The organism is Anatilimnocola aquadivae (genome assembly GCF_049819085.1).
Lineage (GTDB): Bacteria > Planctomycetota > Planctomycetia > Pirellulales > Pirellulaceae > Anatilimnocola.
Genome location: NZ_CP187419.1, coordinates 1,144,054 through 1,169,234 on the forward strand (window position 1 = coordinate 1,144,054; position 25,181 = coordinate 1,169,234).

19 protein-coding genes are annotated in these 25,181 nt (G+C 58.5%); 6 read left to right on the top strand and 13 right to left on the bottom strand.

Translation table 11 applies throughout. The features are described from left to right. Nucleotides 1-88: 88 nt before the first annotated feature. Both NA78x_RS04460 and NA78x_RS04465 read left to right on the top strand, forming a co-directional pair. Complete coding sequence (locus tag NA78x_RS04460; protein ID WP_425617220.1) at nucleotides 89-316, top strand: CPXCG motif-containing cysteine-rich protein; 228 nt, start codon at nucleotides 89-91, stop codon at nucleotides 314-316. Then, nucleotides 282-3,605 carry a PDZ domain-containing protein gene (locus tag NA78x_RS04465; RefSeq protein WP_425617221.1) on the top strand — a complete coding sequence of 1,108 codons (3,324 nt, stop codon included), beginning with the start codon at nucleotides 282-284 and terminating at the stop codon, nucleotides 3,603-3,605. Before NA78x_RS04460 ends, NA78x_RS04465 begins: the two co-directional genes overlap by 35 nt. Nucleotides 3,606-3,617: 12 nt before the next feature. On the opposite strand, the gene NA78x_RS04470 is transcribed toward NA78x_RS04465, so the two are convergent. The 5 genes from NA78x_RS04470 to NA78x_RS04490 all read right to left on the bottom strand — a co-directional run bounded on the left by NA78x_RS04470 (nucleotide 3,618) and on the right by NA78x_RS04490 (nucleotide 11,201). Beyond that, the gene (locus NA78x_RS04470) at nucleotides 3,618-5,918 is read right to left on the bottom strand and encodes a Kelch repeat-containing protein (RefSeq protein ID WP_425617222.1); all 2,301 of its coding nucleotides are present in this window, start codon (nucleotides 5,916-5,918) and stop codon (nucleotides 3,618-3,620) included. 27 nt (nucleotides 5,919-5,945) lie between these two features. Then, a complete protein-coding gene (locus NA78x_RS04475; protein WP_425617223.1) occupies nucleotides 5,946-7,304 on the bottom strand; it encodes an amidohydrolase in 1,359 nt (452 codons plus the stop codon). A 100-nt stretch (nucleotides 7,305-7,404) separates the two neighbouring features. Next, the gene (locus tag NA78x_RS04480) at nucleotides 7,405-8,712 is read right to left on the bottom strand and encodes a DUF1552 domain-containing protein (protein ID WP_425617224.1); all 1,308 of its coding nucleotides are present in this window, start codon (nucleotides 8,710-8,712) and stop codon (nucleotides 7,405-7,407) included. A gap of 449 nt (nucleotides 8,713-9,161) precedes the next feature. Further along, nucleotides 9,162-9,776 (bottom strand): macro domain-containing protein, encoded by a 615-nt coding sequence (locus NA78x_RS04485; protein WP_425617225.1) that lies wholly within the window; start codon nucleotides 9,774-9,776, stop codon nucleotides 9,162-9,164. Nucleotides 9,777-10,358: 582 nt separating this feature from the next. Then, nucleotides 10,359-11,201: a TonB family protein gene (locus tag NA78x_RS04490; protein WP_425617226.1), complete on the bottom strand. Its 843-nt coding sequence runs from the start codon at nucleotides 11,199-11,201 to the stop codon at nucleotides 10,359-10,361. A gap of 113 nt (nucleotides 11,202-11,314) precedes the next feature. Here NA78x_RS04490 and NA78x_RS04495 point away from each other — a divergent pair, with 113 nt between their 5' ends. The 3 genes from NA78x_RS04495 to NA78x_RS04505 all read left to right on the top strand — a co-directional run bounded on the left by NA78x_RS04495 (nucleotide 11,315) and on the right by NA78x_RS04505 (nucleotide 13,417). Continuing rightward, the gene (locus NA78x_RS04495; RefSeq protein WP_425617227.1) at nucleotides 11,315-11,644 is read left to right on the top strand and encodes an ArsR/SmtB family transcription factor; all 330 of its coding nucleotides are present in this window, start codon (nucleotides 11,315-11,317) and stop codon (nucleotides 11,642-11,644) included. Between the two features lie 266 nt (nucleotides 11,645-11,910). After that, a complete protein-coding gene (gene greA / locus NA78x_RS04500; RefSeq protein ID WP_425617228.1) occupies nucleotides 11,911-12,399 on the top strand; it encodes a transcription elongation factor GreA in 489 nt (162 codons plus the stop codon). Between the two features lie 55 nt (nucleotides 12,400-12,454). Then, nucleotides 12,455-13,417 carry a PmoA family protein gene (locus tag NA78x_RS04505; protein WP_425617229.1) on the top strand — a complete coding sequence of 321 codons (963 nt, stop codon included), beginning with the start codon at nucleotides 12,455-12,457 and terminating at the stop codon, nucleotides 13,415-13,417. 11 nt (nucleotides 13,418-13,428) lie between these two features. Here the strand turns inward: NA78x_RS04505 and NA78x_RS04510 are convergent, their stop codons facing one another. Both NA78x_RS04510 and NA78x_RS04515 read right to left on the bottom strand, forming a co-directional pair. Further along, on the bottom strand, nucleotides 13,429-14,541 hold the full coding sequence (locus NA78x_RS04510) for a protein-glutamate methylesterase/protein-glutamine glutaminase (protein WP_425617230.1): 1,113 nt from the start codon (nucleotides 14,539-14,541) through the stop codon (nucleotides 13,429-13,431). Between the two features lie 29 nt (nucleotides 14,542-14,570). After that, nucleotides 14,571-15,104 carry a type II secretion system protein gene (locus NA78x_RS04515; RefSeq protein WP_425617231.1) on the bottom strand — a complete coding sequence of 178 codons (534 nt, stop codon included), beginning with the start codon at nucleotides 15,102-15,104 and terminating at the stop codon, nucleotides 14,571-14,573. A gap of 207 nt (nucleotides 15,105-15,311) precedes the next feature. On the opposite strand from NA78x_RS04515, the gene NA78x_RS04520 reads away from it, so the two are divergent. Then, nucleotides 15,312-17,351: a sodium:solute symporter family transporter gene (locus NA78x_RS04520; RefSeq protein WP_425617232.1), complete on the top strand. Its 2,040-nt coding sequence runs from the start codon at nucleotides 15,312-15,314 to the stop codon at nucleotides 17,349-17,351. A gap of 26 nt (nucleotides 17,352-17,377) precedes the next feature. Here the strand turns inward: NA78x_RS04520 and NA78x_RS04525 are convergent, their stop codons facing one another. The 6 genes from NA78x_RS04525 to NA78x_RS04550 all read right to left on the bottom strand — a co-directional run bounded on the left by NA78x_RS04525 (nucleotide 17,378) and on the right by NA78x_RS04550 (nucleotide 25,171). Beyond that, a complete protein-coding gene (locus NA78x_RS04525) occupies nucleotides 17,378-18,124 on the bottom strand; it encodes a hypothetical protein (RefSeq protein ID WP_425617233.1) in 747 nt (248 codons plus the stop codon). 51 nt (nucleotides 18,125-18,175) lie between these two features. After that, complete coding sequence (locus NA78x_RS04530; protein ID WP_425617234.1) at nucleotides 18,176-18,769, bottom strand: Uma2 family endonuclease; 594 nt, start codon at nucleotides 18,767-18,769, stop codon at nucleotides 18,176-18,178. An 86-nt stretch (nucleotides 18,770-18,855) separates the two neighbouring features. Then, entirely contained in the window at nucleotides 18,856-22,437 is a 3,582-nt protein-coding gene (gene dnaE, locus NA78x_RS04535; RefSeq protein ID WP_425617235.1) for a DNA polymerase III subunit alpha, read from the bottom strand. Between the two features lie 191 nt (nucleotides 22,438-22,628). Further along, entirely contained in the window at nucleotides 22,629-23,120 is a 492-nt protein-coding gene (locus NA78x_RS04540) for a YaiI/YqxD family protein (RefSeq protein WP_425617236.1), read from the bottom strand. Nucleotides 23,121-23,177: 57 nt separating this feature from the next. Beyond that, nucleotides 23,178-24,341, bottom strand: a complete 1,164-nt coding sequence (hemW, locus tag NA78x_RS04545; protein WP_425617237.1) for a radical SAM family heme chaperone HemW — start codon at nucleotides 24,339-24,341, stop codon at nucleotides 23,178-23,180. Next, nucleotides 24,332-25,171, bottom strand: coding sequence for an MBL fold metallo-hydrolase (locus NA78x_RS04550; protein WP_425617238.1), 840 nt, complete (start codon nucleotides 25,169-25,171; stop codon nucleotides 24,332-24,334). Before NA78x_RS04550 ends, hemW begins: the two co-directional genes overlap by 10 nt. Nucleotides 25,172-25,181 lie beyond the last annotated feature (10 nt).

Sequence of the window (25,181 nt, forward strand, 5' to 3'; positions counted from 1 at the left end):
AGGACGTGCGCAACCGCTACAGTCGTTACGCCCCGGCCAGATGTAACACCCAGCACCCGGGCGGCCACAGACAGTTATACTGCGAGACATGGCCAAGAAACGTCGGAAACGTCTTCGCCGGCGCGTACGCGAGATGCAACCCGAGGTCTCGTATGTGTGCGATGCCTGCGGAGAAGAAATTGTTATTCCCGTCGATCCGTCTCAAGGGGACGAGCAGTCTTATGTCGAGGATTGTCCCGTCTGCTGCCGACCGAATATCGTCCACCTCGATATCGAACCCGATGGCTCCGTGCGCGCTTGGGCAGAACCAGAGTGACGCGCTGGTGAAATTCGCCGCGGTCGGCATCGTGGTTGTTTTGTGGACGTTGGTCACTTCAACGATTGCAATCGCGCAACAAGCTCCGCGTTATCAGGCTTTGCTGCAAAATGGGCAGCGGGTGCAAGGCAAAGCGCTTGCCGATTGGCATGAGCCCCAGAGGGTACCTAGGCTTGATGGTCAACCTCTACTCGAACCTGGTAACCCTGCTCGCTGGTTGCGCGATCGTTCGCAGCCTTTGCCGGAAGTTCCCACTGCGTGTGTCGAGTTGCACACGGGGGACTGCTTGCCGGGCAATACACTCTTGGCCTTCACGGGACTGGAAGCGAAGGACGAACCACTTCCCGCGCACGTCTTGGTTGAGCCTCGCGTCACGCTGGAGCCGACGAAGGAACGCCCCGTGCCGCGCATTCGCGTGGCGACACAGTACATCCGCCGCATCATCTGGCAGCGACGTCGTAAACTCGACTATCAGCCTGGCAACTTGTTCTTTCGCGATGGTCGCACGTTGCAATTTCAAGCTTATCGGCTGGATGGCACCACCGTGCAAATCTTGCTCGATGAAGGCGCCAAGCGAGTTCCCTTCTCCGATATCTCCGAACTGCACCTGCCCGCGCTGGCTCAGCCTTGGCAATTGCACTTCGACGAACTGGCTACGCTCTGTACCAAGCCGGAAACACGCCTGTGGCAAGTCGAAACGGCGCAAGGCCTGATCGTCACCAGTTCGCCAGAACGATTCTCGCCTCGTTTTGAAGGGAACGCCAACGACTCGGTGCGCTGGGTTCACGCGCTGCAGCCTGCCTGGTCGCTTGATCCCCTGTGGATCCCGGTGCGTGACGTTGCTACCTGGCGTTTCTTTGCGCAACACGAAGTGCCGCTGCAACGTGCCTGCGAACTGCACCGGGGCGAAAAGAACTTTCTGACCAGTGCCCGCTGGGTCACGAATCGCAACATCCTCGACGGTCCCCTCCGTAGTTTGACCACGGACTTTGGTAGTGGCCTTGGCCTGCAGGCACCGGGGCGATTGTCGCTACCGTTGCCCGTAGGTGCAGTGGCTATGCGCAGTCAGGTTTGCCTCGACCGCATCTCAGGCAACGGTGGTTGTGCCCGCGTGCGGATCAAAACCACTGACGGCCAGCAAGCGACCGAGCAGCAGCTATGGGAGAGTCCGTTGCTGCTGGGGGCTGAGACCGTGGCTGATACCGGTCGCCTGGCTCTACAGCCACCAGCGGCAGGAACATCGACCCACCTGATCATCGAGCTCGATCAAATGCACGCGGGTCGCCCCTTGGGCGCAGACCCGCTCGATATTCGCGACCATGTGAACCTCGGCGACGCTTGGCTGGAACTTGATACTGCAACCGTGCAGCAGGAAATTGCCAGTCGTTGGCCGCAGCAGTTTGTAGCTTGGAAGCATTGGGATGTCGCCGTTCTATCTACCAGTGATCCAGCCAAACGCGAACTCCTCCTTTCGCAAGAGCGGCGCAATCTCGAGCGCCGCGAGGAAGGCTTTCAACCGGGCATTGTTAGCAAAGATAAGCCGCTGGTGCTTACTCGCGAACTGACGATCTCGCCCGCCGATCAATGGCTGGTGGTCGCTGCCGCGAGGTTGCGCAATCAAGGACCACCGGGCAAGATCGAGGTTCGCATCGCTGGCAAATTGGCGGCTGAGTTTGAAGTTCCCGAGCTGCGCTCGCAAGCCAATGAGACATCGCCGCTGGCGATTCCTCTGGAGCCGTATCGCAAGCCCGGTCAGCAGACCTTGCCCGTCGAGATTCGGCAGCAAGCGGGGCCCGCCGATGCCGCCCCCGTTCGTTGGCGAGCCATCTACACTGCCGAACGAGCTCCCAATTCGCACATGCTCTACGAAGATGGTTCGCAGCTTACAGCGGTGCCGTCGGTCACGTCCAGCGGAACTAATTCCAGCGGCACGAGCCAGGCAACATTCACGACGGCCGATCGCTTTGCGGGCCGCGGTTCGTTGCAGTTGAAAGGAAACGGGCTCTTCCGCCTCGGACTGAATGCGTCACTGGCCATACGCGAACGTCCCGAGTGGGGCGAGTACCGGTTTGTCCGCTTTGCCGTCCGTCGACCACAAAAGCAAAAGAAAGAAGAGAAGGGACGCTTTGCGCTCGAATTCGAAGCGTCCGCGCCGGGACGTCGGCCCTATCGACTGGACACGGGCAAAGGGAAGCCAGCGTTCGAGTCGGCAGTACGAGTCTGGGACGGCGACCTGCCAGAACATTGGATCGTGATCACTCGCGATCTGTTTGCCGACTTCGGTGAGTTCGAAATTCGCGATCTGCTTGTCAGTTGCTTTGAAGGGGAGAGCGTCGGCATCGATCACATCTACTTGGGGCGCAGCCCGGGAGATCTCGATCGCTTACCACCGAAGGGCTCTTCGTACGAAGACACTGCCACCGCGCTCAAACAGTGGAATGGCGACATCGACAAACGTGTTGGCCCGGCGCTGGTCGGGATCGAGTTTCGCGATGGTCGTTGGACCGGCGGCGTGGTGATCAAACCTGAAGGGGAGATTCTCGTGCCCGCGCATGCGCTCGGTGCGCCGAACGAAGAGGTGACGGTACACACCGGCAGCGGTAAGACTTACCCAGCCAAAACGAAAGGCTATTGCCGCGATCGCAACTTGGGCATGATCAAAATCGAGCAACAGGTGCACATCAATGCCGCGCCGACGTGGGACCAACCCGAAGCCAAGCTGGCCGACGACTACGTGGCAATGCTGCTGCCCGCGAAACTCAGCGGCGGGTTTTCGGTCACGCCCGTGCAGGCCGAAGTCAAGCAAGTGGTGCGTGGTCAATTGTGGAGCCCACTCGAAGCGCAAGACTGGCAACCGGGCGGCGTGTTGTTTCATCGCCACGGTTACATCATGGGCATCAACGTCGGGCGACATCCGCTCGGCGGCTTGATTTTTGAGCGCCCCATTCAAGGCGGGCTGCCAGATCCTATCGGCCGCATCCGCAATGGCGAAGTCTTTGGCAATTGGACCGCGGGCAACGAACCCTTCCTCGGGTTCACGACCAAAATCAAGCAATCCGATCACGACACGGCGCTCGTCGTCGATCAAGTCCGTTCGCCCGTGGCCGCCGCCGCGGGCTTTCTGCCGGGCGATCAACTGCTGACGTGTGAAGGAAAGTCGCTCGCGAGTATCAGTGACCTCGGTGCCATCCTCGAACAAAAAGATGCCGGCCAAGAGATTACCTTCGCCATCATTCGCGGCGGCAACAACCAGCAGCTGAAGTTGAAGCTGCAACGCCGCGAGCCGTAGTTTGTCGCGGCACTACAGCGGCGCGAGCTTCGCCTGCTTCAGATCGAGCCGCAGCACATGCACATGGCTATTCTGGCCAACGGCCCAGACGAGCTTGCGAGCCGGGTCGTACATCAGCCCCATCGAGTTATTGAACTCCCCTTTGCTGATCGGATCGGCTCCCGCAAGTTCCACGCTGAACCAGGCATTCTTCCCGCAGTCGTACCAGAGCCAGCAGAACTTGTCGTCGGCATTCTTCACGCGCGCGCCGATCAGTACGGCATCTTGTTCGGGCAAATAGATGGTCTCGCGCGACGACACCGCAGCGCGTTCTTTGCCGGCGGCATTCAGCCACGCGTTGTCTCCTGTTTTTAGATCGTAGGCAGCGACATCTCCTTTTTGCTTGCCGACGGCGCTGAAGAACAGCAAGCGATCGCGCTTGGAGTCGTAGGCCATGCCATGACGATCGGCGCTCTTCTCGTGCAGCGATTGAAACCCCTGCTGAGGCCGCGGCAAGAATCTCCACTCGCGGCGATCCCCTTCGAGCAACCAAAGTCCACCATCGCTACTGCTCCCATGCCAGTCGGCCCAGGCCACGAGTCCCTTCGCTGTGGTGGCAAGGGTCACGGCATACATATTCGGTTGAAATGGACACATCTGGCGAGTGCGCGACCACTTATTCGTCTTCGCATCGAAGAAGTATGTGTAGTCGTGAGCAGCAAAGGCCAGCGTTTGGGAATGGGGTTCGTAGCCAGTCGCTTTGTAAGTGTGACCGGTCATCCACGGGTTGCCTTGAAACGACCACTCGCCGTGGACCTGGTCGTTGCTGTAGACAAACTCAATCGGCAGTTCCGGAGCGAAGGCCAGCGAGTAACGGTCGGTCGGGATGTCGTAGATGATTGGCGCCGTGCCGCTGTAGGCCGAATGCCCGCCGGAAAAGCGGACAATCTTGTCTTGCCCGGGGATGAAGACCGCCGAACCCCAGTCCATGTTCGGCCGCGGCAATTTGGGCGTCGGTCGTTGAACCCATTCGTTGGCGGGCAAGTTGGCCAGCTCTTTGGTGACTTGCTGAGGATCGGGCGGCGGCACATCCTGCGTGAACCAGGCGGGGTCATACGGGCCCGTGCGACGCTGTACGCTGCCGGCAGCAACGCCAAATTCGTTCGTGCCCGCTGCGTCGACTTGCGAGGCATCGAGCTGGCACAGCCAAGTCCCTTCGCCGGTGGTAACCACCACATCGTGCTCATCGACGGCTGCATGCCACATGCCATTCGCCGGTCCCGCGGGACCAGTCTTCGCCGCGGCGCGTTGCAGCAGTTGCCACTTGCCAGCGGACGTATCGAGGGTCCAAATCTCGACGGGCAAGCGCTGATACATATTGGCTACATAGCCCGTGTTCGAGGTGTATTCGTAGCCGCCAATCAGCGCCACGCGTTTGGCTTTCGGTAGCCACACCAGAGCGTGACCGGCTCGCGGTGACGGGCTGCGGTCCGGTTTCAGTTGCTCCCATTGCCGCTGGCCGAGATCAAAGGTCCACGTATCGGCAACAAGCTGCGAAAGTTGATCGCCGCCGAACAGCACTACTTTTTTGGCAACCGGATCGTAGACCAACTGCGAATTGGCCCGCTGCGGAGGCTGCTGCTGCAGCTTCAATTCTTCCCACTTGTTCTCTGCGGGTGAATAGACCCAAGTGCCCGGATCGCCGCGCGAAGTCTCCACGTTGCCACCACCGAACAAGACGAACTGTTTGTGCTCGCGGTCGTAACACAACGACGACCAGAGCAAGATGCCGCCATGTTCCTGCTCAGGATTATTGGCAGGCTGCAGATCGGTCCAGGTGCGCGCGGCAGGGTCATACCGAAACGTCTTGCCGTGCGCGAAGAAGAGAAATGTCTTCGTATCGGGATCGTAGTCATACGCATGGCCCAGCGAAAACGTGCCGTAAATGGACCAGTTGGGACGCACGTTTCCCGCCGTGTCTTCGAAGATCCACTTCTCATTCTTCCAGACCGGCGCAGTCGCAGGTCCAAACTTCGGCCCCCAGTCCTTGCCGCTGGGAAACCAGTTTTCCCACTGACCGCTGGTGACGTCGAGCGCTACCTGGTCGAACGAGCGTGGCTTTTTGAAATCGCTCCAACTAGCGCGGCCGCCAAGGACTAAAAACTTCTTCAACTCGGGCGAGTAGCTCAGCGGAGTCTCGTAGCGACGGCCGGTGATCGTCGCCTCTTCGAGTTTCTTCCAGGAATTGGGAACGAGCGGTTTCGGTTCGGCCGCCAGCAAGGAGAAACTAGCGAGCGAGCAGAGAGCCAAGGCCAACAGCGGAGCACTGCGCATGGAGAGGTCGCCTGTGGGAAACGGGGGCTACTTGCCGTTCGTCGTAACCGGCTTCGTGGCGTTGAGCAAGACAGCGGTCATGCTCAGAAGGCCAGTCTTGATGGTGGGTTCGGGAACCGGGTAATAGAGATCGGTGTGTGTCAGCGGAAGTGGCTCGCCACCGTTGCGAGCGGCAGAGACTTTCTCCGGCGGCGCGGTGCCCAGGAAATAGTAACAGCCGGGAACACCGGCGAGCACAAAGCGGCTGAAGTCTTCGCCGCCGAGACTCATCGGCCGTTCGTGCACGCGATCGGCACCCAGCACTTTTTTCAACACGACGACCGTCGCTGCTGTGATTTCAGGATCGTTGACCAGAGCCGGCGTGAATTGATCTTCGTCGACGGTGATCGTCGGTTCCGGTGCGCGAGCCGAAGCGGCCGTGCTCTTGGCAATGCGACGTATCGCTTCGAGCACATGCTGCCGTGATTTGTCGTTGGTCGTGCGGACGGTGAGTTGCAATTTCACGTCGCTGGGGATGACATTGTGCTTGGTGCCGCCATGAATCGAGCCCACCGTCACCACGGCCGCATCGAGCGGGTCGAGTTCGCGGCTGACGATCGTTTGCAGGTCAACCACGATTCGCGAAGCGATGACCACGGGATCGATGGTGGTATGCGGGGCCGCTCCGTGGCCTCCTTTGCCGAGAACCACGATATCGACGGTGTCGACATTGGCCTGCATCTGTCCACTGCGATAGTTCACTTGCCCGTGGGGAAAGCGAGCGTCGCAGTGCAAGGCATAGCATTTCTCGGGTCGCGGAAAGCGATGAAAGAGCCCATCAGCGAGCATCATCCTCGCGCCGGATCCAATCTCTTCCGCAGGCTGGCCGACGAACACCAGCGTCCCTTGCCACTGAGAGCGGAACTCGTGCAGCAAGCGAGCTACGCCGACCAGGCAGGTCATGTTCACGTCGTGGCCGCAGGCATGCATCACGCCCACATCGCGGCCTTGGTGATCGCGCGTGCGAACCTGGCTGGCATAAGGCAGCTTGGTGCGCTCGGCGATCGGGAGGGCGTCCATGTCGGCCCGCAGCATGATTGTGGGGCCAGCACCATTTTTCATCACCCCGACCACACCATGTCCGCCGACACCGGTTGTCACTTCGCAGTGAGCGTCTTTCAATTCCTGGGCGATGCGGGCTGCAGTGTTCTCTTCCGCAAGTGACAGTTCCGGATGCGAGTGCAGGTGCTGATAGAGCTTTTCAAGCGACGCATACTCGGCGTCGACTTTCGTTTGCACATCGCGCAGTAGTGCCGCTGGAATCGCTGGCTGCGCGGGTTCCTTCTCTTGAGCCTGAGCGCCGAAGCAGATCATTGCCAGAAACAACAGGGCGCAGCAGCGTGTCATGAAACGAGCCTTCCAGTAGGCCGGCAACAAGCGGTACCTCCGCGCTGTTCCGGCATTGAAATGTATGGCAAGCTCGCTCAGTAAGTTATCCGGCCTGCAACTAGCTGAGCACCAGCGGACCAGCGCCGCAGAAGTCCGGGTTGCCGAACTTGTCGATGCGATGGCCGAACGCATGGGCAAAAGCCATCAGCAGGCGATTGTGCGGAATCTTGCCGAGCTTGTGCGAGCGGCCCATCTGCCAATCGAGACCATTGCCGACGAGCACGAACGGCGTGTTATCGAGCGTGTGCGAATTGCCCTTACCAAGCTCGTTGGTCCACACAATGGTCGTGTTATCGAGCATGCTGCCGCGGCCATCGGGCTCGGGAGTTTCGGCCAGGCGAGTCGCCAGGTAAGCGAGTTGTTCGCAGTACCAGTGGTTCACCTTGGTCAGCTTTTCTTGCACCTTTTCGTTGCTGTCGGGTTCGTGCGACATCTCGTGATGCCCTTCGTCGATGCCCAGCCACTTGTGCCGAGCACCGCCGACACTGTTCGTGTATTGCAACGTCGCGACGCGGGCAAAGTCGGCCTGAAAGCTGTTGATCATCAGTTCGATGTTCAGCTTGCTGATCTGCGGAATGTTGTCGTTCTCTTCCTTGATCCCTTGCTCGATCTGTGGCACGGCGTGCGTCAGCGGGCCCGAAGCCTTCAGCTCTTGTTCCAACTCGCGCACGAGCGTGGTTTGTTCTTCGAGCAGCCGCTTGTCGGCAGCATTGATGTGCTGGCTGACCTTCTTCAGATCTTCCTGCAGGTCGTCAAGCACGCTCTTCAGACTCTCTTGATCCTTTTGGCGACCATAGAGCTTATTGAACATCTGGTAGGGGTCGTCGATCGGTGCGATCGGCTTGTTACCAGCCGAGTAGACCATGCGGGTCCAGGTGTCGGCCCGATCGGGGACCATCACACCAAATTCGAGCGAGCCGAAGCGGGTGCGGGTGGCTTCATTAGCTTGCAGAAAGTTCTTGATCTCTTGGTCGATCGAAATGCCGCTCGACCAACCGGCGGGCGTGTGCGAGCCACCCTGAATGTTGCCGGGGAACAGTTCCGCGCCGGTGAGCAAGCAGCCGATGCCGCGCATGTGGTTATCGCCGTCGCCGCGTACCTTGTCGCAGACGCCGTGCAATACCAGTGTTCGCTCGCGCAGCTTCTCCAGCGGCGTCATACTCTCTTTGAGCTTGAAGTCGGCCCCTTCTTCGTCGGGCCAGAAGGTTTTGGGCACGATGCCGTTGGGGCTGAACATGATGACCAGCCGTTGCTTGCGCGGGGCTTCGGCGGCAGCCAGACTCTGCAGATTGGTGATAAACGGCAACGCCGCGGCACCAATGCCCAGATCTCGCAAAAACTGACGACGGGTTTGATAGCTCAGCACAGAAAACCTCCCTCGGCAAAACGGACCAATCAACCGTTGCCATTGTATCACAGCCGGCAACCTGCTGTCATCGTGTTTTGGCCCGTTGCCGCTTGAATGATTTTGGCTGTCCAACCGCAGAGGGGGCCGGAGGGGCTTCATGCTGGCATCTTGTTTTTGCAGCACCGAAGGTGCGACGTGATACCAGCCTAGGCCGTCAGGCCTAGGTTGCTGATGCGCATGAATCTATAGGGCTGAAAGAGGGCTGAAAGCCCATCCTATCGAATGCGTGTCGAGGCTCAATCCCAGACAAACGCCTCGTCATACTCGACTTTGTACTTATTCAAGAACATCCGGAATTCATCATGGAAGGTTCGCGTCTTGTGATGCTCAACCTGATTGTCGATGTAACCGCGCAGCGAGTCCAAGTCCGCGCAACAGTCCAATAAGTCGCAAAGCTGGTGAATGCTTCACTTCACCACTTGCTGTTTGCCGTCATAGCAAATGGCCAGTTGCCGGCGGGCAACAAAATCCCAATCGAGACGGTGCGGTGGATCGCAGAAATGGCGGTACGCAACCGACATCTGCCGCGCTGCTTCGTCGTGCGGAACACCACCAAACCCCGCACCCATCGCGGGCATGGCGGCGGTGAAAATCTTCTGGCTGGAAGACTGGTTGTGTGCTTGGATGGCCAAGAGTGCGGCCCAAGTCGCGCTGTAAACCTTGTCGGTACCGTTAATGGGGCCTGGTACGCGCATCGTGGGCGCGTGACAGAGAAAGGGAATCTCGGCGGAACCGGTCTCGATGACGAACGCGGTTCCGACGGGTTGTTCACCAAAATACTCGTTCATGATCTTGAACTGCACTCGCTCCATGAGCGGTTCGCCCAGGCGGTGAATCACGGCAGCGTCGATGCCGGCAGTCATAATGCCGAACGCGTTGCCGGCAGTGACAAAGCAATCGTGCGGTTCCAAGTTTTCGAATCGTCCCTGAATCACGCGGACACCCGGCAGGCCTGCGAAGCGACGCCGGAAAGATTCGCACATTTCTTCGTGCGGATGGACCAACCAAAGATTCTCAAGCATGAAGTATTGTTTGCTCCGGAGTCAGGCAGTTTACCGGCCGCAGCGGGTACGGTCGAGCAATTCGCGTTTTGACGACAGCTCAGCCTGGTTGTTGGGCCTCTTGGTGCCAGCGTGGGCGGCTATCGAACATCGCGCGTCGCTTTTCACCCAACTACTTGACAATGTACAACTGTATACATATTATGTCAATAGCGAACAAATAATTTTTAGATGCTAACAATGTGATACGAATTTGATCGTTACATTGTTTGCAATGGCGAGGTAATTTCCGTTAGCGGAGTGGTGAGTAGGCGGTCGAGGCGGATTTGGCGAGAGGGCAAAATGGTTATCAAACGGTTTTCAGACGTTCGTCAGAATGATGGGGTGCGGCGAACGCAAGTGCTGGCAGAGTGGCGGTTAGTGGCAATTGGTTATCACGAAAAAACGCGCGAAAAAGTTATCAAAACTGGTTATCAAAACGAACCGCTAGGCGCTGGAGCCGGAAGGGCTGAACAGCGATTAAGGGAAACGAAGATGGCTGTTTCGGGAGAACAGAAAGCGGCCGCGAGGGGCTCGCTTCGCCAGAGAAAGCGCCAGCGTGAGCTAGCCACGGCGGATCAAGAATCGCACGGGAACGAACACGTCGTGCGTGACGGCCAGGCCTTGGCGTTTGGCAGGGGCAAACTTCCACTGGCGGACGGCTTCGAGCGCCGATTCATCAAAGCTGGTGTAGCCGCTCGAGGTTTGCACCGAGGCGGCGAGCACGCGACCGGCGGCCGAGATCTGCACGCGGAGCATCACCTTCCCTTCGATGCCCGAGATGAGTTCGTCGCGCGGGTAATAGGGTTCGCGATTGTTCGGCAACTTGCGGGGCAGTTCGTCGACCTTGGCACCGGCTTCCGTGAGCTGCGCGGCGAGCGTGTTCACCTTGCTCGGCGAGATGACCAGCTTGTCAGACACCTGGCGATCGAGCGGCTTGCTCGCCGCCACCTGCTGTTCGGGAGGAGCTTCTTTGGTCGGTTCTTTGGCGGGAAGCTTCGCAGGCGAATCAAGCGAGACGGACGTTTCGGGCGGTTTGTCTTGCGGCTGGACGTCGGTCGGTTCGTATTCGCCCTGACGAACGACGGGGATCGCGGCGGGAGTAGGTTCCAGCGTATCGCGAATTGGCGCGTGTTCGACCGCGACTTGCGGCGGAGGCTGGAGCGGAATGGCCTCGACCGAGACTTCGATCTCTTGTGTTTGTTCGGGCTGCGTTGCCGCGACGGCTGCCATTTGAGCCTGCAGCACGACGGCTTCGCCCCGACGGATCTGAATGACGAAAATGTGCGGAAATGCTAGCAGCAAATAGACAACCACCGCCGCACTGGCGGAGTGAATGAGTGTCGTCACGCCCAGGCCGACCGGCAGGGGACGAAGACAATGTCGCGCTATAGAGCGAAAGTTCACGGTGGGTTAGACTTACGGAGGAAGCTTTGATAGTCGGTCTTACATTCTAAAGACCGTGCAATTTAGAAGCAATCATTACCAGGTTTTGTCGGCCAATTTGCCAGAGATTGAGCATGAAAGAACCGGCTGAATTCCAAGCTTGCGCCGAAAGGCTCAAAGCCTTGGCTGATCCTGAACGATTACGCATCTTACAGGTGTTGTTTCAGGGACCGTGCACCGTTGGCCAGATCGCCGAACGGCTGTCGGAAGATATTGTCAAAGTTTCGCACCATTTGTCGATACTTCGGCGTGGAAAGATCGTTCTCTCCACGCGGATGGGGCGATTCATCCAATATGCGATTCACCCCGAAGTGAAGCCTGCCGAGTTGCCGCGGCCTGATATGGCCCAGATCAACTTGGGCTGCTGTCAGTTCGATGTGAAGCTGGAACCGAAGACGGCTTGAGCCACGGGCGACGGCTGCCACTGAGCCGGCGAAGTGCAGTAAAGCGGCAAAATGGACATACGGACAAACGGTCGCAGTGGGCCGCTGTAACCTGCTGACTAGCAAGGTTCGGTCGCTCCTTCGGCTTTACAAGCGCGCGCCACCGGCACACAATACCAGACAACCAATCAACCTATTGCCACGCGGCCTTCGCAGAAGGTCGCGAATTTTTTTGTCACTTGTCCAAAGTCGGTGCCTCCAGGCATTGCCACTCCGAGATTGTTGCCATGGTCGAATACGTTCCGATGACAAAAAAGGGCTTCAATAAAAAGAAGGCCGAGCTGGACCGTCTCGACAATACCGAGATGCCGCTCATCGCTGAAAAGATCGCCGCTGCGCGGGCCGAAGGCGATCTGAAGGAAAATGCGGAGTACCACGCTCAGCGCGAGGCTCAGGGCCTGTTGCAAGCCAAGATCAACCAGATCAAAGGTGAGCTCTCGCGGGCGCAGATCATCGACCCTTCGACGCTGCCGCGCGACCAGGTGTGCTTTGGCGCGACGATCACCGTGCGCGATGTCGACATGGACGAAGAAGAGGTTTACACCCTCGTCGGCTCCGGCGAAGAAGATTACGACACCGGCAAGATTCTCGTCACCAGTCCGCTGGGCCAAGGCTTGCTCGGCAAAAAAATTGGCGAGACCGCGGAGATTCCCGCGCCAAAGGGTTCGTATGAACTTGAAGTTGTGAAGATCGATTTCAGCTTCTTGGATGAGTAAGGTTCTGAGTTTTGGGATTTGAGTTCTGAGACAAGATGCTGCAGCAGGCCGCGACATGCTAATCCAACTCTTGTTACTGACGAGTGCGATTAGCCAGGCTGCTGACGCGGTTCCCGCTCCTAAGCCTGTGCCAGCGATGCAGGTGCTGCCGTTGCCCGCGGGGCAGGCTGCGGTGGAGTGGAACGGCCAAGAGATCAGCCGCTATTACTTTGGCAGCGACAATCGCCGGACGTTTCTTTATCCGCTGATTGGTCCGAGCGGGAAGTCTCATATTCGCATGGGTCATCCGCGCGATCCTAATGGACATAGCCATCACAACGGCCTGTGGATCAGTCATCACGACGTGAACGGAGTTGGCTTTTGGAACGACGCGGCGAGTTCGAAAGGGCGCATCGTTCACAAGCGTGTCAGCCGCTACGAAGACTCAGACAACGAAGCGCTCATCGAAGCGGAAAACAATTGGGTCGATGAGGCGGGGAAGAAAATCCTCGACGAAACGCGGGCGATGCGTTTCATTCCTTCGGCGAAGCCCGGCGAGTGGCTGCTGGTGATCGACTTGCTGCTGAAGCCCGGCGCTGATGCGAAAGAGGGTGTGACCTTCGGCAAAACGCCGTTTGGCATCACGGGGATTCGCATGGCGAAGACGATCGGCGTCCATGATGGCGGCGGACGCGTCCTTAACAGTGAAGGGGGCGTGAACGAGGCGGGCGTCTTCTGGAAACAGGCCAAGTGGGTCGACTACAGCGGACCACTTACCAAATCCAAATCAGGCGGCGTCACGCTGTTCGACCATCCGAAAAACCCGAGTCATCCCTCGCACTTTCATGTGCGCGACGATGGCTGGATGGGTGCCTGTATCAGCTATGAGGCACCACGGACCATTGCCGTAGGTGAGTCGCTGCAGCTGCGGTATGGCTTTTGGATACACGGTGGCACGCCAAACGCCGATGCGATCAATGACCAGTTCGTGGCCTTCACCAAGATTGGCGATGTGCCACCACTGCCGAAGAAGAAGTAGCCGCGTCGTCGCTAAACAGCGGCGACCGTGCCGCCCATTTGCCGGGCATAGGCCATGATTGTCGTAGCCACGTTATCGAGAGCGAACTGCTCGTCGACGTGACCTTCGTTCATCGCTACTCGGTTCATGCCATACACGTCGGACGTCTCTTCATCCTGACCGAGCACGAACCCGCCGTGCTTACGAATAAAGCTGCAACCTGCGACGCCATCACGCCCCATGCCGGTCATGATGACACCGAGACACTTCGCCTTAAACAGTTCGGCGGCCGAGGTCATCAGCACGTCGATGCTGGGGCGATGTCCGCTGACGAGATCGCTGAACGAGACTACGCAGCGAGGACCACTTGGGCCGCGCTCCAAGCTGAGGTGCATCCCGCCCGGTGCGAGGTAGGCATGGTTGGGCTGCAGCACATCGCCCGACTCTGCTTCCTTGCAGCGGATGGGGCCCAGGCGATCGAGTCGGCCGGCCAGGGACTTGGTGAAGTGCTTGGGCATGTGTTGCACGATGACCAGCGGCGGCAGTGGTCCTTGCAGATGCTCGAACAGGTGATGCAGCGCCGGAGGACCTCCGGTCGAGATGCCAAGGGCGATGACTTTGCCTGCTTGATCGCTGATTGCCTTTTGCGCGGACAAGGTGTGAGTGAGGGCCGAGACCGGATCTCGCTGAGGACGGTTGGCTTGCCGCTTGCGACGAATCTCGAGGATGCGCCGCACATCGGCACCTGCGATGAGCCTGAGCTTGCGGATCAGTTCGTCGCGCAGCAACTCGTTGCCGACGCGTCCGCTTTCGGGCTTCGCGACATAATCGAGCGCGCCTTGTTCGAGCGCGGTGAGGGTGATCTCGGCACCAAACGTGGTAAGCGAACTGCACATCAGCACCGGCAGCGCTCGGCAGGCCAGCAAGTCCTGCAGTGTCTCCAGGCCATTACGCCTTGGCATCTGAATATCGAGCGTGACCACGTCGGGCTGAAGCTCTTTGAACTTCGCCAGCGCCTCGATGCCGTCGGTGGCCTGGCCAACAACCTGCATGTCGTCGACCGTGGCAATGGCGTCGCAGATGAGTGCGCGCATCAGCGGACTATCATCGACAACGAGGACGCGAATGGTTTTGTCGGACATCATGAGCCGTAGTCGTTTCTTCGTGCGAATGGTTAGTTGCTGGCGGGGACGCTGCCTTGGTACAGTCCGGCCCACAGCTGTCCCGTTTCGGGATGATAGACCCAGCCCACGCGGCTGGTGAGATTCGTCGGCGGAGCCGTATTGCTGCGGTAGACGTCGTTCGTATCGTTGAGTGGATTGACCGGCATCCGATTCTTCAAATAGGGGCCCAGCGGATAGGCAACACCGCTGCCGATTGAGCCTGCCGAATTGGTGCTCGCAAACAGTTGAGGCAAGGTGCGATCGGGCATCAGGTCGGGCGTGCGGCCGTCGTGATCGATCTGGTACCGCTCCATCGCGAACGACAGTTCGTTCAACTGCGCGAGCATGCTGGCGTGACGGGCATCGTCGAGCACCGAGCCAACCTGTGGGATGATTGCCCCGGCGAGAATCGCCAGCGTCGTTACCACCATTAGCACTTCCACCAACGTGAAGGCTGGGCGACTCGCAGGGCGCAGCCGGGCAAGGCCACCGCGCGGATTGCCGCGCCGTGTGTCGCCACCACGAAATGTGCTGGACCGTTGCATGAGCCGCCCCTGACCACTGAAACCTTCTCATTTCAGTTAGGCAACTCTAAGTCACGGCTGGGGGCTCGCGGCGGTGAATGCGGCAGTTACGCAGAACAATGGTAACGGTTGTGACGATTTCTCTCGCCGGTTGCTTCCCGCGCAGTCGCAGGGTATTAAAGGAACGCCTTGTGATTGGTCTCTCCCTGCTTTGCCGCGGAGCTTCGCGTGCTTGATTCGTGCCTGCTGCTGGCGAACTTGAATTGGCTCGATTACGGCGTGCTTGTCGTCTATTTCGCTGCCATGCTCGGGCTGGGGTTCTATTTCAGCGGCAAACAAAAGACGACCGAAGACTACTTTCTCGGTGGACGAGCCTTCAGTTGGTTTCCGCTCGGCATCTCGCTGATGGCGACCCTCATCTCGGCCATGTCGTACACGGGCTTGCCGGGGCAAGCGTATGACCACGGTCTGCTCGTGCTCATTCATCCGCTCAGTATTTGGATCGGCCTGCCGATCATCATCGGCGTGGTGGTGCCCATCTATCGCGGGCTGCGCTTGAGCAGCGTGTACGAATACTTGGAACTGCGGTTTGACTCGCGGGTGCGGTTGCTCGCCAGTGGACTGTTTGTTGTCTGGCGATTGCTGTGGCTCGGTGGCGTAATCTATGCGCCCAGCAAGTTGCTGATTCTCGCCGCGGGCTGGAATATTCCCGATTGGCCGCTGCTGCTGGTGCTCGGCTTCATCACGACGATCTATACCGTGATGGGCGGCATGAAGGCGGTGATTTGGACGGACACGATTCAAGGCCTGATGATGCTCGGCGGCGTCGTGATTGTGATACTTGCCGTCTGGTGGCAAGTCGATGGTGGACCAGCCCGCGTGACCGAAGTGGCTACCGGTCTCGGACGACTCGACCTCGATGGCTTCAAGTTCAGCTGGACCGATCAGTGGTCGATCTGGGGCGCTCTTCCTCACTGGATTCTGGCCATGCTCTCGTTCTATATCGCTGACCAGATTACCGCTCAGCGATTTCTGAGTGCCAAGAGCGTGGTCGCAGCCCGCAATTCCTTTTTGCTCAATACCCTCGCTCTCACACTGCTGCTTCCTGGCTTGGTTTACATCGGTCTCTGCCTGCTCACCTTTTATCACGACCATCCCCAGCAACTAAAACCAGAATGGGTGGCCAATGTCGATGGGCAAACTCGCAAGCCGATCACGCAGGAAGAGACCCGCGACAACGCTCGTCTGCGCACCAACAGCGTGACGGGTGAGAGCGAAGTTGATCCGACAATGGGCAAGCCATTGCTCAATTGGCGCGACAAATCTGACGCCATCACCGCTGAGAATGTTCACCGCCTCGTCGAGCAAAAGAAGCTGCTGGATCCCAATACCAAAGAGCCACTCACGGAAGCCGACGCCGACGAACTGATCGATCCCGAGACTCGCGAGGTGCGCATCGAGAGGCTGGCCATGCGCAAGCCCCAGACACTTTCGGAATTGGGTGCATCGTCCAAGCTGCGGCCCGAAGTGCTCCTCAACAAGCGGGCCGCGGAAGAGATGTTGCCTCGCTTCATCGCCACCAGACTTGGCTGGGGAATCGCCGGCCTGATTGTCGCCGCCTTGCTGGCCGCTTCGATGTCGTCGATCGATTCGGGGCTCAATTCGCTCTGCTCGCTGTTGATTGTCGACATGCACCGCCGGTATGGGGTCGGCCGCCAATGGCTGGCGAATCGGCTGCAGAAGCCCGTTGGCGAATTGAACGAAGAAGACGAACTACGATTGGCTCAGCCGTTGACCTTGGTCGTGGGCGTGGCCGCAACACTCTTCTCCATCATCATCTCTCAAATTGGCGATGTATTTTTGATGATGGTGGCCATTGTAAATACGATCGGAGCTCCGCTCCTCGCCGTGTACTTGCTGGGCATGTTTACCCGCCGCTGTACAAGCGCCGCGGCGTTCTGGTCGCTCGCCATTGGCAGCCTTTTCACCATCACACTCATTGCCTTCAATCGCTTCGCCTTCCTCGAACCGCTGTGGCCCTTGAGTGTGCGGTTCAACGACATCTGGACGGTCACCTTCGGTACCGTCTTTACGTTTGTTCTCGGCTACGCACTCAGCTTCGTGCTCGGCGAACCAAAGTCGAAGCCCGAACTGAAAGGGCTCGTCGCCGGCTGCGGCACACTAGGCGTACGTGCTACCGACGAAGAAATGCTCATCATCAGCGCGCCTGAAGAGACTTCCCGCTGGAAAGGGAAGCCGCGAACGTAGCGAGGAGAAGATCGAATTCACCGGACCTAAGCCTGATCAATCTTCAACCAATCGTGGTGAAGCAGGTTGGTCGCGCTACAGACTACGCGCAGATAGCTTGGAAGATTAAGGAATTGGAGAGCATCCGGGAGAGATTTGACTCGCTGCCGCGCCTCATGCGCAAGCATCGTCTCCTTGTAAGCCTCGGCATACTCCAGCCGAAAAAGCACTTCGCCGTAGCGATCGCTGCCCGCCGTTCCGAAGCGTTCGACATCGTCATCATGTGCCGGCGTGACTTGGACGATCTCGGTGATATCGTACTTCTGCTCTCTCTTGGCGAACTCGATTGCCCGCTGAGCCACGCCTTGATATTCCGTTCGCAAGTTGCCCAGTTCCGGACTTGGGTCGGCGATCAAACTCGCGATGGTGCCGCAACAGCCGTCACCGCAGATGTCCGTATAGAGAAACTCGTGCCGAATGACGTCGGTCGTGGTGCAGACGACGCGCAGATCCCAGGGGTGAGCTAAAAAGCGTTGCGTCTCTTCTCGTTCTTCGCCCACCTTGCCGCGCAGCGAGTCTATGCGCATTGACTCGGAGTGTTCCAAACGAACATCGATCTGGAAATATCGCGTGGAACCGGGCGTACCAAATCGTACGACGTCGGCCACGCTTGCCTGCGCAACCTTCAGCACGATGGGATTTGCAAAACCAGCAAATGTCTGCACAAATCGAAGTGCCCTTCCACGTACGGCAAAGTAGACGTCTGGCTCGACGGGCGAACATGCTGACATCATGGATGCCTCTCACGAGAACCTGCAACTTGGCTCAATTCGAGAGCAGAGGAATTACTGACTTTCTTCCGTCGGCTCCGGCGAGAACTCAACGCCTTCATACATTTCGCTCAGCGGCAATTCGGTCTCAATTTCGGCGAGTGGAATGATGGCAGCCGGACCTTCGTACACTTCGGGTACAAAGCCTGAGTCGGTACGCCGATAGACGACGACCGCTGCCTTCTCTTGTTCGACAATGACGTAAGCCGATAGCGAGGGAATCGTCAGATAGGCGTCTCGCTTCTCGCCTTCATCGGTGCGACGTGTCGAACGCGAGATCACCTCGAAGATCACCGCTGGATCGTCCTGAAAAGAATCGTCCTGCGGATTGGGACGACAAACCACGGAGCAATCGGGGTAGTAGAAGCGCAGGTGCGTGGGCAGCCTCACGCGGATCTTGGTATCTGAATTGAATGGGCGGCACTTGCGGCCGCGTAGGCGTGATCCCACCGCAACCGTGATATTCGTTGCAATGACGTTGTGCGCATTGCGTGCGCCGGGCATGGCGTAGACGACGCCGCCGAGATACTCGTGCTTGATCGGCGAGGCAAGTTCGCCGGCCAGGTAGTCTTCGACGGAAACCAGATCGAGTTTTTTGGCTGCTGACATACGGCTAGTTTACCGCGAAGGGGTGGCCGTTTGAAGCGTTGCTCGTTGTCTGTCGATGTGTCCGCCAGCGTTGTCGGCACGCAAAATCAGCGCGCGCCGGCCTTCTGAAACTTTCGCGGTCCCGGTCGATCGGCCGACGGCTTGGGCGGGTTCTTCAGCAGGCGAAGATGTCCGGGACCAAGCAAGTCGAGCAGGCGAGCTTCGAGTTCCTTGGTAATGCTCAGCCGGCCTTTATTCACACGCAATTCAACAATGGTGCGATCTTCGGTGACGATCTGCATTTTCAATTGGCCGGGCTTGTCGCCGTTTGCGGGGTAGCCGCGAATGATCTCATAAGCCTTCTTAATCGTCTCGATGCCGTGCTGGCGTTCATCGAAACGAATCTCAATTCCCGACGTGCTCCGCTCGTCGATATCGGCGAGTGTGCTCAGTTCGTTGACGATCAGGTTCGCTTCTTCACCGCCACGGCGGTCGATGCTGCCGCGCACCATCAGGATTGCATCAGGCTGCGCGAGATGTCCGTATTCCACGAAGCCTTCCGGCCAAAGGCAGCATCGGATTACCCCTTCGACGTCTTCCAGATCGAACATTACCCAACGCGACGGTTTGCCCGGCTTCGGATCCTTCGAATTGCCGTATTTAAACGCCCCTAGCATGCCCCCCAGGATCACCTCTTGTCGTTCGGCCGCTGTCTTCGCACCATTGACCGTGTGCGAACGATACATGGCCAACTTGCCCTTAAATTCATCGAGCGGATGTGACGAAAGATAGAAGCCGAGAACCTCCTTCTCGGCTTGCGCCATCTCCTTCGCGGGCAACTCCGGCAGATCGGGCATGGTAACGACAGGCTTCGAATCGGCTTCTTCCGCAAAGGCACCAAAGAGCGACTTCTGCCCGCTCTTGCGGTCCGAAGCCACGCTCTGGCCCGCCTGAATTGCCCGTTCGACGATGGCGCCAAGCTGCGAGCGTTTTGCCTTGAAGCAATCGAAGGCCCCTGCCTTGATGAGCGTTTCGATCACACCCTTGCTGGAACCGGAAGAATCAACACGCTCGCAGAAATCAAACAGATCGCGGAAGGGACCACCCTTCTTGCGCGCCGTCGAGATCGCTTCGCCGGCACTGCCGCCGCAGCCACGAATCGCGGAAAGGCCGAAGTGAATCTTGTCGCCCGCAACGGTGAAATCGACGTCGCTATGATTTACGCACGGCGGCACCACTTCGATGTTCATTCGCTCGCAGTCTTCCAAGTGCTCGACGAGCGCATCTTTCGTTTTGAAGTTACGGCCCTCGATATCGCCGCTGAGGAGCGCCGCCATGAACTCGACCGGATAGTGCGCCTTCAGATAGGCCGTCATGTAGGCAATCAGCGCGTAAGCGGTCGAGTGGCTCTTATTAAAGCCGTAGCCCGCGAACTTGATGATCATATTCCAGAAGTCTTCAGCTTCGTTTTTCGACAGGCCCTTCTCGCCGCAGCCGATGAGGAACTGATCTTTGTTCTTCGCGATCAACTCTTCCTTCTTTTTGCTGATCGCTTTGATGCAAGTGTACGAACTGGCCAGTTCGATGCCGCCCAACTCGCTCAAGATCCGCATCACCTGTTCTTGATACACCATCACGCCGTGCGTTTCCGCGAGGATCTTCTCGCAGACGGGATGGATGTAACTGGCAGCCTGCCGGCCGTTCTTCACTTCGACGTAGTCACGAACCATGCCGCCTTCAAGTGGACCGGGGCGATAGAGCGCGTTCGTCGCAATGATGTCGCGAAAGTGATCGGGTTTCATCTTCTGCAGCAAGTCGCGAATGCCGCCCGATTCCAGCTGGAAAATGCCTTTCGTTTCACCACGTTGCAGCAGAGCGAATGTTTTCTTGTCGTCGAGCGGGAACTTGTACGGGTTAATTCGCTTGCCCGTCGTTTGCAGAATGATGTCTTCTGCCTTGCTGAGGATCGTCAAGTTTCGCAGACCGAGAAAGTCCATCTTCAGCAGACCGGCCGCTTCGACATCGCCCATCGACCATTGCGTGATGATGTCGTTCTTGCCGCTCACCTTGCCCAGCGGCACATACTCAGTCAGCGGCTTGTCAGCGATCACCACCGCCGCCGCATGCGTGCCGATGTTCCGCGCGAGACCTTCGATTTTGCGAGCCAGATTCAGCACTTCGCGAATTTCAGCATCCGTCTCGTACAGATGCTTCAGCTCTTCGGCTTGCTCGATCGCTTCGTCGAGCGAAATGTGTAGTTGATCCGGAACAAGCCCCGTGAGCTTATTGACTCGATCGACGGGGATACCGAGCACGCGACCGACGTCCTTGATCGCTGCGCGGGCTTGCAACGTACCGAAGGTGCCGATTTGCGCGACGTTCGCTTCGCCGTACTTTTCCTTGACGTAGTTGATGATCAGCCCGCGACGTTCCTTGCAGAAGTCGATGTCGATATCGGGCGCTTCTTTGCGGTTCAGGTCGAGAAACCGCTCGAACAGCAAGTCGTATTTGATCGGGCAAACGTGGCTGAGGTAAAGCGCGAAGCAGACGAGCGCGCCGACACCGCTACCTCTCGCCGTCGCAGGAATGCCTTTGTCGCGGGCTTCGCGGACGAAGTCCCAAACGATGAGGAAATAGTTCGGAAAGCCCAGCTTGTTAATCACGTCGAGTTCGCGATCGAGCCGCGCGATGACTACGTCGGCCAGCACATCGTCCTTGAGCATCTCCGGATCGTCCGAGTAGCGATCCTTGAGGCCGGTGATGCACAACTCGCGCAAGTACTCAGCCGTCGAGCGCCCTTCCGGCAAGGCGTAGACGGGAAAGTGTCGCTTGCCGAGTTCCAGATCGATGCAAACCGAATTCGCAATTTCCTGACTGCGGGCAACGGCATCTTCCAGCCCCGGAAAATGCTGGTACATCTCTTCCGGCGAGCGAAGGTAGAACGAATCGTTCTCCATCTTCATCCGGTTGGTGTCGGTGCGGAACCGGCCGGTGTTCACGCATAGCATCACGTCCTGCGCTTCGGCATCGTCGCGGTCGACGTAGTGCGCGTCGCTGGTGGCCACGAGCGGCAAGCCCATGCGCTTAGCGATCTCGACGGCGCCCTCCAGTTGAATGCGCTGGATGTCGACGCCGTTGTTCATGATCTCGATGTAGTAGCGATCGCCGAATAGCTTGCTGAACCAGGCAGCGGTTTCCATTGCGGCTTTAAAAGCATCATCGCCATCGCCGCCGCGCAAGATCGCGTTGCTGAACTCGCTGGAGACGCATCCACTGAGGCAGATAATCCCTTCGCTATGCGCAGCGAGGATCTCTTTGTCGATGCGCGGCTTATAGTAAAAACCTTCTAGCATCGCGGCCGAGGCCAGCTTGATCAGGTTCTTGAAGCCAACTCGATTCTGCGCGAGCAAGGTCAAGTGATAACTGGCTTCCTTGCTGTTCGAGGCGTCTTTCTTGTCGAAGCGACTGCCGGGGGCAATGTAGGCCTCGTAGCCAAGAATCGGATTGATCCCCTTCGCCTTTGCCTTGTTGTAAAACTCCAGCGCGCCGTGCAGATTGCCGTGGTCGGTGAGCGCCAGCGAGTTCATCCCGTGATCCTTCGCCCGCTGAATCAGCTTGGGAATGGGCGAGGCACCGTCGAGCAGGCTGTAATGCGAGTGGCAATGCAAATGCACAAACGAACGGGACATGCGGGGCTTCCTTGCGGACGGAGCATTGCGAAGAGGGGACGGCGGACAGTTGGCTAGAGTCAGACTAACTAGCAAGGTTCATTCTAAGAAATCAGGGGCGAGAGGCGAGAGGCGAGGGACGGGAGAAAGACGAATGGGCGAGCGGGAATTCGGTAAGTGCCGAGAGACGCTACAGTTGGGGCCGCCAAAATTTATTTCTTCCCCTCGTCCCCCGACTCTCGTCTCTCGCCCCTCTCTCGCAACGCCTTGGTCAGCCAGCGATCGAGCGTGTTAGCGAAAGCTTGCCGATCGTTCGAGTTGTAACCGCGCGGGCCGCGGATCACGTCGCCGCTGCCGCGCATCTGGTCGAGCATGTTACGTACAGCCAGTCGCTCGCCGATGGACGCTTCGGTGTGAAGCTGCCCACGCGGGTCAAGCGCTTCGCCCCCCTTGGCGATGACGTCGGCGGCGAGTGGAATATCGGCGGTCACCACCAGATCGCCGGGAGTCAGCAGTTCCACAATCTTGCGGTCGGCGATATTCGCGCCATCGGTGACCAGTAGCGACGAAATGTATTCGGATCGTGGAATGCGAATCGACTGATTCGCGACCACGGTCATCTTCACTTGCCGCCGGTCTGCCGTGCGAAACAGCAGTTCCTTCACATCGACCGGGCAAGCATCGCCATCAATCCAGATTTGCATCGACTTATTGTATCGCTGTTTTCAGAAAACTCGAAGCGGCGAAGCTAACCGTTGGGCCTACCCTCGCAAAAAATACGGCCACAGGCTGTCGCTGATCAGCAGGCCGCGACGAGTGAGTCGCAGCCTGTCATCTGCGAGTTGGAGTAAACCCTGCGCAAGGAACTGCTGCAGCGAAGCTCCGCCGAGCGAAACAGCTGAATACTCCGTCTCTGCTTCAAACTCGCCTAGACGGATTCCCTCTAAGCGGCGCAGGCCGAAGACGAGTCGCTCGCGCGCGCGATCGTCTGCAGTGAGTTCTTCGTGCTCAGCGACGGGCGATTGTTGGTTCTCCAGTCGCTGCAGCCAGGCAGTCGTGCTGCGATGATTCATTTCGCGCACACCGTGCACGTAACGAGCTGCCCCAGGACCGGCAGCGAAGTAACCTCGCCCGAGCCAGTAGGTTTCATTGTGCCGGCAGCGAAAACCGGGCAAGGCGAAATTGGAAACTTCGTAGTGTTCGTAGCCCGCAGCGGTGAGCACGTCGATGGCCCGCTCGTACATACTGGCTGCTGCGTCGTCGTTCGCTGGTGTCAGCTCGCCACGTTGCACGCGCGGGAAGAAGGAAGTTCCTTTCTCGATCGTCAGGCCGTAGGTCGAAATGTGCTGCGGTCGTAAGGCTAACGCCTGTTGCAAGTCGGCTTCCCACTCCGCCAACATTTCGTCCGGCACACCAAAAATGAGATCGAGTGAAACGGACGGAGCTACCTTCGCGGCCGCGTGAAACGCAGTGGCCACATCCGCAGGCTGGTGATCCCGCTCGAGGATCTTCAGCTTGCGCGGGCTGAACGATTGCGCCCCGATGCTGATGCGGTTGATGCCGGCGGCTTGCATCACGTCCAAACGCTCGGCAGTGAGATCGAGCGGATTCGCCTCAGCGCTGAACTCTCCGCCCGTTTGTAGCGAAAACCAACAGAGAGCCAACTCGAGCAACTGCTTTAATTGCGGCGGCGGCAAGTGCGTCGGAGTACCACCGCCAAAGAAAAGCGTATCGACCTCGCGCGGCGACTTCAGCAACTGCAATTCCAGCTCAAGTGCCCGCAGGTAGCGCTCGATGAGGTCATCACGCCCGGCGATGAGCGTGAAGTTGCAATAGCCGCAGCGATGACGGCAAAACGGCACATGCACGTACGCTGCGCGTGGCTCGGCCAGCAGCCTCCCTGCTGCCCCAGCTGTCAAAGCCACAAGTTCAACCTGCCGCCGAGCATATCCGGGAATGCCTTGTGGACGTAGTGCTTCACTTGCTTATCGTGATACCGCGTGCTGAGGTGCCCGGCAATGATCAGTTCGTTGCGAAACCGATCGCGGCGTTCGACCCAATCGTCCAGGTGCATGTGCCCGTGCTTGTGAATCTTTTCCTTGCGATGGCTGGGAGCGACGAACGTCATCTCGGCAATCAGAATCTTCGCCTCGTACATCGCCGGGCAAGCATCGAGTCCCGCGGGTGCCGTGTCGCCGGTATAAGCGACAAGCGGAATCCGCTTCTCTTCGGTCACGTCTGCCCCGCTCATGCGGATATCGCGAATTTGATCGCCGGAGAGACCTTGATACTCCGACTTCAGCTTCTTGCGACGCTCCCAAATCACGAAGCCCACGGAAGGAACCGTGTGCTTCGTGGCCGAGACCGTGCAGACATGCTCGCGTGAGAGTTCGAGTTCGTCGCCAGGCTTAACGGCGATCAGTTCGCAAGGCAACCGCCCGCGATCCAACCGCGAAACCACGCGTAGCAGATGATCGACTAACTCGACGCCATGCTCGGGCAAGTAGATGGTCGGCGGATCCATTTTCATCATCCGCCGCCGCGCAACGTACACCGGAATGGCCGCCATGTGATCGAGATGCAGATGCGACAGCAGCCACGTCTGCGTCCCCATGAAGTCCCACGGATGCGCACCCAGATCGAAGCCGATCTTGAGCTCGGGAATTCGCCAGTACGTTTGCACCGCCGCGCGCGAGTAACCCTCGATCGTCAAGTCCTGAAACTTCTTACTACGAACCGGAGCATTGTCGAGCATGAATCAAACT

Excerpts from the sequence above, each read along its gene's own strand:
- NA78x_RS04525 (WP_425617233.1), bottom strand. The coding sequence starts at position 18,124 with ATGATGTCAGCATGTTCGCCCGTCGAGCCAGACGTCTACTTTGCCGTA.
- NA78x_RS04550 (WP_425617238.1), bottom strand. The coding sequence starts at position 25,171 with ATGCTCGACAATGCTCCGGTTCGTAGTAAGAAGTTTCAGGACTTGACG.
- NA78x_RS04485 (WP_425617225.1), bottom strand. The coding sequence starts at position 9,776 with ATGCTTGAGAATCTTTGGTTGGTCCATCCGCACGAAGAAATGTGCGAA.
- NA78x_RS04510 (WP_425617230.1), bottom strand. The coding sequence starts at position 14,541 with ATGATGTCCGACAAAACCATTCGCGTCCTCGTTGTCGATGATAGTCCG.
- NA78x_RS04495 (WP_425617227.1), top strand. The coding sequence starts at position 11,315 with ATGAAAGAACCGGCTGAATTCCAAGCTTGCGCCGAAAGGCTCAAAGCC.
- dnaE (WP_425617235.1), bottom strand. The coding sequence starts at position 22,437 with ATGTCCCGTTCGTTTGTGCATTTGCATTGCCACTCGCATTACAGCCTG.
- NA78x_RS04505 (WP_425617229.1), top strand. The coding sequence starts at position 12,455 with ATGCTAATCCAACTCTTGTTACTGACGAGTGCGATTAGCCAGGCTGCT.
- NA78x_RS04470 (WP_425617222.1), bottom strand. The coding sequence starts at position 5,918 with ATGCGCAGTGCTCCGCTGTTGGCCTTGGCTCTCTGCTCGCTCGCTAGT.
- NA78x_RS04515 (WP_425617231.1), bottom strand. The coding sequence starts at position 15,104 with ATGCAACGGTCCAGCACATTTCGTGGTGGCGACACACGGCGCGGCAAT.
- NA78x_RS04465 (WP_425617221.1), top strand. The coding sequence starts at position 282 with ATGGCTCCGTGCGCGCTTGGGCAGAACCAGAGTGACGCGCTGGTGAAA.
- NA78x_RS04475 (WP_425617223.1), bottom strand. The coding sequence starts at position 7,304 with ATGACACGCTGCTGCGCCCTGTTGTTTCTGGCAATGATCTGCTTCGGC.
- NA78x_RS04530 (WP_425617234.1), bottom strand. The coding sequence starts at position 18,769 with ATGTCAGCAGCCAAAAAACTCGATCTGGTTTCCGTCGAAGACTACCTG.
- NA78x_RS04460 (WP_425617220.1), top strand. The coding sequence starts at position 89 with ATGGCCAAGAAACGTCGGAAACGTCTTCGCCGGCGCGTACGCGAGATG.
- NA78x_RS04540 (WP_425617236.1), bottom strand. The coding sequence starts at position 23,120 with ATGCAAATCTGGATTGATGGCGATGCTTGCCCGGTCGATGTGAAGGAA.
- greA (WP_425617228.1), top strand. The coding sequence starts at position 11,911 with ATGGTCGAATACGTTCCGATGACAAAAAAGGGCTTCAATAAAAAGAAG.